Source organism: Aeromicrobium sp. REDSEA-S38_B2 (genome assembly GCF_001628525.1).
Classification (GTDB): domain Bacteria; phylum Actinomycetota; class Actinomycetes; order Propionibacteriales; family Nocardioidaceae; genus Aeromicrobium; species Aeromicrobium erythreum.
In genome coordinates this window covers 1-3,650 of the sequence record NZ_LUNH01000088.1, presented here as the reverse complement: position 1 = coordinate 3,650, position 3,650 = coordinate 1, and the positions used below count along the sequence as shown (strand labels likewise).

The following is a 3,650-nucleotide window of genomic DNA, read 5'->3' as shown; positions in this document are numbered from 1 at the left end:
CGAGTCCGAGCTCGCCCCCCTCAAGGCCGACTGGACCGGCGAGGCATCCGCCGCCTACCAGAGCGCCAAGACCAAGTGGGACCAGGCCATCAACGACCTGAACGCCACCCTCGCCCAGACCGGCACCGCCGTCTCGGACTCCGCAGCCGACTACCGCCGCGCCGAGAACGCCAACCGCGCCTCCTTCGGCGGCTGATGGGCACGCCGGACGGCTCCGGCGGCGGCAGCGCCGTCGAGCTCGACATCGAGGGACTGCGCCAGGTCGGCAAGAACACCTCCGAGCTGGCTGCCGAGGCGCTCGCGGCGCAGCAGACCGTCGAGGCCACGAAGGGCGAGGCGTCCATGTACGGCCAGTACCCGGCCGCGCAGGCGCTCGCCCAGCACCATGACAGCGTGGCGACCGTCTTCGCGACGACGCTCGGCGCCCTCCAGCAGGAGATGGACGAGTTCGGTCTCGCGCTCACCACTGCGGCCGACAACTACGCCGACACCGACGACGGCGTGCAGGGCGCGATGGCCTCCATCGCGACCCGCTTCGCGGGAAGCGCCTCGTCGACGACGGAGTCCTACGACAACGCGCGCGCCGACCAGGGGACGGACCTCGTCGACCCCGAGTCCGTCGACGTCGACCTCGACGCTCTCGCGGGCACGGACTCCGAACCTCTGCAGGACGTCGTCGAGCAGCTCGGCGGCGACCTCGCGACGTCGACCGACACCGTCCAGACCACCGACGGCGACCAGGGCGAGCAGGCCTACCAATGAGTCGAGGCCCGGGGCGACTCGCGGCGCTGCTGGTCCTCGTCGTCGCTCTCCTGGCGCCGTCGACGGCGCAGGCCTCGCTCGCGCGGTACCAGCCCGACGACGCCTGGTGGTACTCCGCGCTCCGTCTGGACGAGGTCCACCGGGAGACGACGGGCAAGGGCGTCAAGGTGGCCATCATCGACGGCTCCATCGACCTCACGGTGCCCGAGCTGCGCGGCGCCGACATCACGCTCGGCCGCTCCGTCACCGGCAAGAAGTCCGTGTCCGTGCCCGGAGCCGGGGCCGCCAACCACGGCACGGCCATGACCGTGCTCGTCGCCGGACAGGGCAACGGTGGTGTCACCGGGGTCGCCCCCGATGCCGAGGTGACCTTCTACCAGGCGAACCGCGACCCCTACACCGACTCGCTGGCCTCCCCGGCGGCGCTCATTGAGCAGGCCGCGCGGGACGGGGCGGACGTCATCAGCGTCTCCCTCGCGTCCGGCGATGCCGACGAGAACGACCCCGCGGTCCGCAAGGCGATCGCCGCGGGCGCGGTCGTGGTCGCCGGAGGCGGCGAGGCCGGCTCGCCGGGGATCTCCTCGCCGGCCTCCGCTCCCGGCGCCGTCGCCGTGGGCGCGGCCGACCGGAACGCCAAGGCGTGGTCGGAGCAGCCCGGCCAGCGCGACGACCTCTCCGCCACGCTCGCGATCACCGCACCGGGGGTCGAGGTTCCCGCCGGCGCCTCCAGCACGGAGAGGCGCGGGGCGGTCTGGACACCGGCCTACCCCCGCACGGGTACGTCGCCTGCCACGGCCATCACGGCCGGGGCCCTCGCCCTCGTGAAGCAGAAGTTCCCCGACGCCACCGGCAACCAGCTCGTCCAGCAGCTGATCCACAGCACCGGCCGTTCCGGGGACGCCGACTACTTCGGGTGGGAGCGACCGAACGGCTTCGGCATCCTCTCCGTGCGCAACATGCTCGAGAGGGACCCGACCGGCTGGCCCGACGAGAATCCCCTGACGCGCGGGGTCGAGGCCGCCGTCAAGACCTACCCGCTCTCCGTCTACGGCGACTCCGCCGATCCCGCGCCGTCCGCCGAGACCACCACGAGCCCTGCGGCAGCCGACACCACCGACGCCGCTGCCGACGACGGCACCGGCCCCCTGCCGTGGGTCCTCGGCGCCGTCGCCGTCCTCGTGCTCGTCACCGCGGGGATCGTCGTCGCCCGCCGCCACCACCGTCCGTCCGAGGAGGCCTGACCATGGGACCGAACGAGAGCAAGCTGCGACAGGTGGAGAGCGCCATCCCCGGCGCCCTCACCGGCAAGGCCATCGACTGGGATGCCGCCAAGACCAAGCTCGACGCGCTCCGCACCGAGCTCGTCACCGCCCAGCAGCGGGCCCGCGAGACCTGGACCGAGGGTTCGGACGCCGCGGCCGCCGACGCCGCCTTCGCCCAGAAGCTGCAGACGATCGAGCGGATGCAGACCAAGCTCGAGCAGACCGCCGCCGGGATGCGCGCCGGCGCCGAAGCGCTGTCCACCGCCCGCTCCGACCTGCAGAACCTGCCCGAGATCTCCCCCGCCCCGGGCGCCAGCCCCACCAGGCCGGGTGCAGACGCGAGCGACGCGGACGTCGAGGCCTACAACACCGCCAAGAGCGAGCACGACAGCGCCGCCTCGAGCCACGCCACCTCCATGGAGCGACGCGAGAACGACGCCGCCGCCGCCCTCACTCGGCTCGACGCCGGCCTCGCCGCAGCACAGAAGATGCTGGCGACGGCCGCACCGGGCGTCGAGGGCACCTCGGTCGACGACACCAGCACCGGGTCCCGCGGCACCGGCGGCACCGGCGGCGGCCTGTCGGGCACGCCGGTCGTCGGCGGCACGACCGCGGTCAGCGCCATGGCCTCGGCCGCGACGATCGGCCGTGGGCCCCGCGGCACCAACCCCACGCTCGTCGCCCCCGTCAAGAACGGCAGCACCGGTGACGGCGACGGCCGCGGCGATGCCGACGGCGACGGCCTGACCGACCTCGACACCGGGCTCACCGACGGCGGCTCGTCCCTCGGCCAGGCCGGAGGCATGGGAGCCGGCGGGGTCGGCGGTGCCGCTGGCGCCGCGGGTCTGCTGGGTGCCGGCAAGGGCATCCTCGCCAAGGCCGCCGGTGCCGCCAAGGGCGCCGCGTCGTCCGCCGGTGCCGGGTCCGGTCGGACGGCTGGCATGGCGAAGGGCTCCACGCTGGGGTCCTCCTCCTCGCAGTCGAACGCCCGCGTGGCGAACCCGGCCGGTCAGGCTGGGCAGGCAGGCGCGCGCCCCGGTGCGCAAGCAGGCCGTGCCGGAGCGTCGCCCGGCAGCCAGGCGGGCCGTGCTGCTGGTTCCCAGGCGTCCCGCTCGGCTCCGGGCACGGGCAGCCGCGCGGGCAGCGCGGGCACCCGACCGGCCCAGGGCAGCGGATCGCGCGCCGGCCAGGGTGCCGGCGGGTCCGGCCGCGGCAACGGCACCGGTCCCACGGGGCGGGGCGGCAACGCCGCACGGTCCGGCGCCGGCGCCGGCGGCCAGGGTCGACGTCGCGACGAGGACGACGAGCCCACGCAGGACCACCTGGCGTTCGACGACGACCAGTGGTTGGACGACGACGAGACGTCGCCCGGCGTCCTGTCCTGACCTCGACGGACCACACGGTCCGCGGCGCAGGAGGCTACGGAGCGGGGACGGCGACGATCGTCACACGTCACGACGCCCGTGATGTGGGACGTTCCCCCCGTTCTGACTAGTCGAAACGAACCAGGTGACCTAGTCTTTTGCCACCAGCATCGACGAGCCCGTGCCGCGACCGTGCCCACGGGGAACCGGGAGGACGAACGATGAGCGAGCTCAGCCGCGAAGAAGGCGCGATCACCCGCGC

The 3,650-nt window shown here is 74.2% G+C and carries 4 protein-coding genes; all 4 read left to right on the top strand.

Annotated features, from left to right (window positions below; translation table 11 throughout):
* The coding region (locus A6Q81_RS14790) for a WXG100 family type VII secretion target (RefSeq protein WP_286690851.1) at nucleotides 1-196 on the top strand (196 nt) is incomplete at its 5' end.
* Nucleotides 196-762: a DUF2563 family protein gene (locus A6Q81_RS14785; RefSeq protein ID WP_067860355.1), complete on the top strand. Its 567-nt coding sequence runs from the start codon at nucleotides 196-198 to the stop codon at nucleotides 760-762. The genes A6Q81_RS14790 and A6Q81_RS14785, both read left to right, overlap by 1 nt.
* Nucleotides 759-2,003: a S8 family peptidase gene (locus A6Q81_RS14780; protein ID WP_067860357.1), complete on the top strand. Its 1,245-nt coding sequence runs from the start codon at nucleotides 759-761 to the stop codon at nucleotides 2,001-2,003. The genes A6Q81_RS14785 and A6Q81_RS14780 overlap by 4 nt, the downstream gene beginning before the upstream one ends.
* A gap of 2 nt (nucleotides 2,004-2,005) precedes the next feature.
* The gene (locus A6Q81_RS14775; RefSeq protein ID WP_286690931.1) at nucleotides 2,006-3,409 is read left to right on the top strand and encodes a hypothetical protein; all 1,404 of its coding nucleotides are present in this window, start codon (nucleotides 2,006-2,008) and stop codon (nucleotides 3,407-3,409) included.
* The last annotated feature ends 241 nt before the right edge of the window (nucleotides 3,410-3,650 follow it).